General features: G+C 59.2%; 7 protein-coding genes and 2 tRNA genes. 5 read left to right on the top strand and 4 right to left on the bottom strand.

The window, feature by feature from the left end:
* The coding region (locus tag OIM11_09465; protein HJJ01344.1) for a hypothetical protein at positions 1-633 on the bottom strand (633 nt) is incomplete at its 3' end.
* A gap of 160 nt (positions 634-793) precedes the next feature.
* On the opposite strand from OIM11_09465, the gene OIM11_09460 reads away from it, so the two are divergent.
* Together OIM11_09460 and rhaD are read left to right on the top strand one after the other, a co-directional pair.
* Complete coding sequence (locus tag OIM11_09460) at positions 794-1,438, top strand: MarR family transcriptional regulator (protein HJJ01343.1); 645 nt, start codon at positions 794-796, stop codon at positions 1,436-1,438.
* Positions 1,439-1,486: 48 nt separating this feature from the next.
* Entirely contained in the window at positions 1,487-2,314 is an 828-nt protein-coding gene (rhaD, locus tag OIM11_09455; GenBank protein ID HJJ01342.1) for a rhamnulose-1-phosphate aldolase, read from the top strand.
* A 206-nt stretch (positions 2,315-2,520) separates the two neighbouring features.
* Here rhaD and OIM11_09450 read toward each other — a convergent pair whose 3' ends face one another.
* The 3 genes from OIM11_09450 to OIM11_09440 all read right to left on the bottom strand — a co-directional run bounded on the left by OIM11_09450 (position 2,521) and on the right by OIM11_09440 (position 4,086).
* Positions 2,521-3,099, bottom strand: a complete 579-nt coding sequence (locus OIM11_09450) for a Fe-S-containing hydro-lyase (protein ID HJJ01341.1) — start codon at positions 3,097-3,099, stop codon at positions 2,521-2,523.
* Positions 3,099-3,941, bottom strand: coding sequence for a fumarate hydratase (locus OIM11_09445; protein HJJ01340.1), 843 nt, complete (start codon positions 3,939-3,941; stop codon positions 3,099-3,101). Before OIM11_09445 ends, OIM11_09450 begins: the two co-directional genes overlap by 1 nt.
* A gap of 70 nt (positions 3,942-4,011) precedes the next feature.
* Positions 4,012-4,086: transfer RNA gene (locus OIM11_09440), tRNA-Val, on the bottom strand.
* Between the two features lie 60 nt (positions 4,087-4,146).
* On the opposite strand from OIM11_09440, the gene OIM11_09435 reads away from it, so the two are divergent.
* The 3 genes from OIM11_09435 (at position 4,147) to OIM11_09425 (ending at position 6,016) form a co-directional block, all read left to right on the top strand.
* Entirely contained in the window at positions 4,147-4,860 is a 714-nt protein-coding gene (locus tag OIM11_09435; GenBank protein HJJ01339.1) for a HEAT repeat domain-containing protein, read from the top strand.
* Positions 4,861-4,906: 46 nt separating this feature from the next.
* A tRNA-Phe gene (locus OIM11_09430) sits at positions 4,907-4,982 on the top strand.
* A 158-nt stretch (positions 4,983-5,140) separates the two neighbouring features.
* Positions 5,141-6,016, top strand: coding sequence for a VIT1/CCC1 transporter family protein (locus tag OIM11_09425; GenBank protein ID HJJ01338.1), 876 nt, complete (start codon positions 5,141-5,143; stop codon positions 6,014-6,016).
* Positions 6,017-6,027 lie beyond the last annotated feature (11 nt).

The raw sequence follows: 6,027 nt of genomic DNA, 5'->3' as shown, positions 1-6,027 counted from the left end.
TGCGTCCTTGATCGCCTGGTTGGCGTCGACACCGTTTTTGACGGCATCCATCATCTTGCCGAAGTTGACGTACTCATAGCCGATGATCTCGTCATTCTCGTCGAGTGCGATATGCGTGACATAGCCCTCCGTGAGCTCGAGATAACGAGAACCCTTGAGCTTGGTGCCGTACATGGTGCCGACCATCGAGCGATAGCCCTTGCCGAGGTCGTCAAGACCGGCGCCGATGGGAAGGCCACCATCGGAGAAGGCGGTCTGCGTGCGTCCGTAGACGATCTGCAGGAAGAGCTCGCGCATGGCGGTATTGATGGCGTCACAGACGAGGTCAGTGTTGAGGGCTTCAAGCAGCGTTTTGCCGGGGAGGATTTCGCTTGCCATGGCAGCGGAATGCGTCATGCCCGAGCAGCCGATGGTCTCGACCAGAGCCTCTTCGATGATGCCGTCTTTGACGTTGAGGGTGAGCTTACAGGCACCTTGTTGCGGAGCGCACCAGCCGACGCCGTGCGTGAAGCCGCTGATGTCGGAAATCTCCTTCGCTTGAACCCATTTGCCCTCTTCGGGGATGGGGGCGGGACCGTGATAGGCTCCCTTCGCGACCGGGCACATGAGCTCGATCTCTTTTGAGTAGTACACCTTGAACTCCCTTCCATGCGAATTGTGCTATGGGTTGTGCAATTGGTGATTATATAGCATCTAAGCGGGAAAGATACCGCTTCGCTCCTTGACATTTCGTACAGCCACCGTATAATTTATAGTAGTTATTTACAGGTACCATATATAAACGGAGGAAGCCATGGGTCGTGAGGGCGAGCTTTTTGACAAGTACATGTTAATTCGTCAGATGGTGGAAGCTGTTCGCAATAAAAACACCAGCAAGTTGGGCCCTCTTGGCGATACGACACGTGGTCGTGGTCGTGTTCTCGCGCTTCTTAAGCAGAAGGATGGCGTAAGCACAAAGGAAATGGCGACCGTCATGGGCATTCGCGTTTCCTCCCTCAACGAGGTTCTGGGTAAGATGGAGAAGGATGGCTATGTCGAGCGTTCCGCTTCACCAGACGATAGGCGCGTCATGCTTGTCTGGCTTACGGACAAGGGCAAGGCTGTCGAGCTTCCGGATCAAAAGATGCCCGAGATTATCTTTGGCAAGCTCAACCAGGGCGCGCAAAACCAGCTCTGCATGTATTTCGAGCAGATGATTTCCTCGTTGCAAAGCGAGCTTGGAGAGGAAGGCGACGCTGTCAAGGAGGCTCGCGAGCAACGCAACGAGTTCTTTGAGAGCGCCAAGCAAGCTCATGCCGAGCAGACAACACAGGCTTCCCAGCCTGCCACGCAGACGCAGTCTTCTACCGCACCACGCCCTGCACCCGCAGCACCTCCAATGGGCTCTCCGCTCGTACCGCCGATTCCGCCTGCCAGCACGCCGCCGCGCATCGGCTAGCGGCCTGCTTCGCGCATCGCATCAATGACCGCCCAATACGATGAACCCATGTATGCCGCGTGGCCTCCGTGCCTATGGGGCTTCGTCCGTCTATGCACTGAGGCATCCGCACGAGGTTGGCATGAAGCCAATGGGGGCAATCTGAGCTACCGGTTGACCGAGGAAGACCTGCGCATGTTTGCGTCCCTATTCAAGCGTGAGAATGCGTGGCATGCACTTAAGCAGCCTGTCCCCGAGCTTGCCGGCATGCACTTCCTCATGACCGCCTCGGGTGCATACTTGAGCAGCCTTGCAAACGATGGCTCACGTGGATGTGGCGTCATCGAGCTCGATGCTGATGGCAGCGCCTGGCGCATTCGCTGGGGCTTCGAAGATGGCGTCCGTCCTTCGAGCGAGCTCGAGACGCATCTAGCCGCTTTTGATGTTGCCCTGCGTGCTGGTGACGGTGCCGATCGCGTGGTCTATCATGCGCACTGCCCGCATGTCATCGCGCTCTCGACGTTGCTCGAGCCGCAGGCGCGTATGTGGACGCGTACGCTGTGGCGCATCATGACCGAGGGCATCATCGTGTTTCCCCAAGGCGTTGGCGTGTTGCCGTGGATGGTGCCGGGTAGCCCCGAGCTTGCCACGGCAACCTGCGAGCTCATGGCGCACTACACCGTTTGCATTTGGACGCAGCATGGCATCATGTCGCGAGCGGCTAGTTTCGAGAAGGCGTTCGGCGCGATTGAGACAGTCGAGAAGTCGGCAGCCATCTATCTGGAGGCTCGTGCCGCAAACGGAGGAGCAGAGCCGCCACACCTGGTGAGCGACGAGCAGCTACGCGCTGTTTGCGCACGCTATGGGCTGCATCCCAATGAGTGCTTCCTGGAGTAGGCCGCGGCCTGACGGCCACACCTCTGTCATTTCGAGCACAACGAGCCCCTCTGTCATTTCGAGCGAAGCGAAGCGGAGTCGAGAAATCTCTCGTCCCGAGATTTCTCCGCTACGGCGCTACGCGCCTCCGGTCGAAATGACAGTACGGGGATGTCCTACGGTCGCTCCGGTCGAAATGACAGTACGGGGACGTCCTGGCGGTCACCTCAGTCGAGATGACGGTAATTTGCCAGGTACTCTGCTGGACCTGTCTCGTAAATGTTGCCGCCATGGCAATCGATGGCGACGGTCAACGGCATATCCACGACCTCGAGGCGCCTGATTGCCTCCGTCCCCAAATCATCGTATGCCATCACATCGGCACGCTTGACGCTCTTGGCGATGAGCGCCGCTGCACCACCGATTGCGGCAAAGTAGACTGCTTCGTTGCGGATGACCGCATCGATGACTTCCTGGCTACGGGCACCTTTGCCAATCATCGCGCGCTGGCCAAGGTCAAGCAGGCGTGGGGCATACGGATCCATGCGGTAGCTTGAAGTCGGGCCAACAGGGCCTATGGGGTAGCCAGGCTTGGCGGGTGCAGGACCGGCGTAATAGATGATGGCACCGTCAATGCTGATGGGCGGCTCCTCGCCAGCATCGAGCGCCTCGACGAGGCGTTTGTGCGCCGCATCGCGCGCGGTGTAGATGATGCCGCTGTAGAGCACTTGGTCCCCTGCATGCAACGTTTGTGCAAGCTCGCGGGTGATGTCTCCGTCGATGCGCTGTGCTTCAGGCATTCCCATTACAGCACTACCTCCTCGTGGCGGGCGACATGGCAGTTGATGTTGACTGCGACGGGCAAGCAGGCGATGTGCGTGGGAGCCTGCTCGATGTTGACGGCGAGGGCTGTCGTCGCACCACCGAAGCCAGCAGGGCCGGTGCCGAAGGCGTTGATGGCGTCGAGCAATTCGACCTCGAGCTGCGCGTAAAAGGGGTCGGGGTTGTGCACACTCACGGGCCGAAGCAGGGCGCGTTTGGCGAGCGAAGCGACGTGGTCAAAGTTGCCACCCACACCCACACCTACGATGATGGGTGGGCAGGGATTGGGGCCGGCGTGCCTGACGGCGTCGAGCACGAAGTCTCGCACTCCATCGATACCGTCAGCCGGCTTGAGCATCTTGAGCTGCCCCATGTTCTCCGAGCCAGCGCCTTTGGGCGCAAGCGTAATCTTGAGAGCGTCGCCATCCACGATATCGACGGTGATGAGCGCGGGCGTATTGTCGTCCGTGTTCACGCGACGCAGCGGGTCTGCCACCATCGACTTGCGTAGGTAACCCTCGGTATAGCCGAACGCAACGCCTGCGTTGATGGCATCGACGAGCGAGCCGCCTTCGATATGTACGTCCTGGCCCAGTTCGACGAAGACGCAGGCCGCACCCGTGTCTTGGCAAATAGGCACCATTTCGCCAGCGGCAATGGCGGCGTTTTCGAGCATGCAGCCGAGCGTCGCCTTGGCCACGGGCAACTCTTCGCTGTCACGTGCCTCATGCAGTGCGTTCAAAAGTCCTTCGTTCATGACGCAGTTGGCCCGGATACAGAGCTCGCTCACCGCATTCGTAATCTCCGATGTTTGAATTACTCTCATATGCACATGCTCTCAATCGAAATGGCCGTACCAATGAAACGAGCCGCACGGAGCGGCTCGAAGAAATCTCTGGTGGGCGATGCAGGGTTCGAACCTGCGGCCCTCTGCTTGTAAGGCAGATGCGCTCCCGCTGCGCTAATCGCCCAGTGCCTTGGCATTTTATCGTAAAATCCTCCAAAGTACAGATGGAGAATGGAGGGGCACGATGCCCGCTGAGAACATTGAACTGCTCATCGAGTTTACGCACGATGATGATCCCCGTGCTCGTGCCATGGCGGTTGCGGGCCTGGCCAAGGCTGCTGACGTGCGCGGCTTCGCGCCTGTGCTTGTCTGTCTCTTTGACCCGGTGGACGAGGTGCGGGCGGCTGCTGCCACGGCGCTTGGCATTTTCGGCGACGACCGTGCGTTCGAGGCTTTGGTCGAATGCTTGAATGATCCGAACGAGCGCGTTGCCGTGAACTGCGCCTGGTCGCTTGGCCAGATTCCCACCACGCGCTGCCTCGACAAGCTCTGCGAGATCGTCGCGGACAAGACAATCGCGCCTTCCATACGCGTTGCCGCCGTGACGGCTATCGGCGAGCGCTCCGAGCTCGCAGGCTTCGACATCACGACAGATGATGCCCTCATCGAGCAAGCGCGCATCGCGCTGCTTGGCGCTCTCGGTGACAGGGAAGGCGAGTTGCGCGCGGCGTGCATCTGGACGCTTGGGCACTTCCCCGCAGACAAAGAGACTACGGAGCTGTGCATCGAGGCACTCGACGACGACTACGAGTGGGTCGTGCGATACGCCATCGAAGCCCTTGCGCACTTCAAGGATCTTGCAGCGCTCGAACCACTGCTCGAGCTTTCGGAGTGCGATGACGACGAGATTCGCGACCTTGCGTGTCAGGCTGTCGACCTCTTGAGAGACGAAGCTTGACCGCAACGCTCGTTTTGGTAAACTAACCGCTGCTGTTAAGCGCCATGGCTAGGTAGCTCAGTTGGTAGAGCAGGGGACTGAAAATCCCTGTGCCGGGGGTTCAAGTCCCTCTCTAGCCACCATCAACCACTCGGACCGCCTCATCAGGCGGTCTTTTTTATGCCTCGGCCGACTTCCCTAGCCCTTCCCTTGAGCAGCGCAACGAGAGAAGCGCTTCGGACAAATCCTCATCCATCTTGATTGGCTATAATGAACTTGCACTCGACGGGAGGAGCATCGCATGGCATACAGCGCGGACATCCAGAAGATTCTTCTGCGTATCCAGCAGAGCGAGATGACGGAAGCCGCCGCCTATCATGCGATGGCCGACGCCATCAAGGATGAGCATAATCGCGAGGCGCTCGCCAGAGTCGCCGATGAGGTCGCAAGTCAGGCCAAGGCACTCGAGACCTACACCAACAAGCAACTTGCCGCAGACGAGCGCAAGGTCAAGCGCTATGCGCGTATGGCGCGGCTCTTCGGCTTCACCTTCGCCGCCAAGCTCATGGACCGGCGCAAGATCAAGTTCGTCAACCATTCCAAGAAGCTGCTCGACGAGGTGCCCGAAGTCGAGAAGATGGAAGCTGACGAGCGCGACCGCGATGCCAAGCTCTTCGCCCTGCTCTCCGAGAAGCGCCTCTCGTACGTGGGCGCGATGATCCTCGGCATGAACGATGCCATCGTCGAGATCACCGGCACCCTCGCCGGTCTCACGCTCGCCATGCAGAACACGCGCCTCATTGCGCTCTCCGGCCTCATCACCGGTGTCGCCGCGACGCTTTCGATGGCCGCAAGCGAGTATCTGGCCGAGCGCAGTGACGGCAAGGGCGATGCGGCCAAATCGGGTCTCATGACGGGCGGCGCGTACTTCATCACCGTCGTCATCTTGCTGCTGCCCTACCTCATCCTCGATGACAAGATGTACCTGCTGGCCATGGGTATCATGCTCGTTCTCGTGGTGCTGATTCTGGCAGGCTTCAATTTCTATACCTCCGTTGCGCGTGATGTATCGTTTGGCAAAAACTTTGGGCAGATGTGCGCGATTTCCCTTGGTGTCGCGGCGCTGTCCTTCGTTTTGGGATACGCTGTTCGCACATTCCTTGGCGTCGACGTCTAGTTTGAAAGGTT

It is taken from the genome of Coriobacteriaceae bacterium, assembly GCA_025992705.1.
In the GTDB taxonomy this organism is placed as follows: Bacteria; Actinomycetota; Coriobacteriia; order Coriobacteriales; family QAMH01; genus QAMH01.
Note: the sequence above shows the minus strand (reverse complement) of the source record. Positions and strands in the feature narration are given on the sequence as shown.